The 279-nt window shown below is 31.5% G+C and carries 1 protein-coding gene; it reads right to left on the bottom strand.

Annotated elements, in window-relative coordinates:
- A partial coding sequence (locus R0J87_RS19670; protein WP_498888361.1) for a S8 family serine peptidase occupies positions 1-279 on the bottom strand: 279 nt, incomplete at both ends.

The following is a 279-nucleotide window of genomic DNA, read 5'->3' as shown; positions in this document are numbered from 1 at the left end:
ATTAATACTCATTGAAATAATTTTTATGTGATTATTTATTGCCCAATCAATACCTTTAATAACATTACTATACTTACCATTGCCGTCTTTATCTAACGCTTTAACACTGTATAAATCAATACCTGGTGCTACACCTATTATCCCTTTATTATTATCAAGAGCTCCAACTATTCCAGCTATATGTGTTCCATGTCCATTATCATCATTATAGCTAGTTGTATAATCCAAAAATGAAACACCCCCAACAACGCGTAAATCTTCATGAGAAATATCAATCCC

The sequence above is a fragment of the Halomonas sp. SIMBA_159 genome (assembly GCF_046536035.1).
Classification (GTDB): Bacteria; Pseudomonadota; Gammaproteobacteria; order Pseudomonadales; family Halomonadaceae; genus Vreelandella; species Vreelandella venusta_A.
The sequence above is the reverse complement of the archived record's forward strand: the minus strand, read 5'-3'. Positions and strand labels throughout refer to the sequence as shown.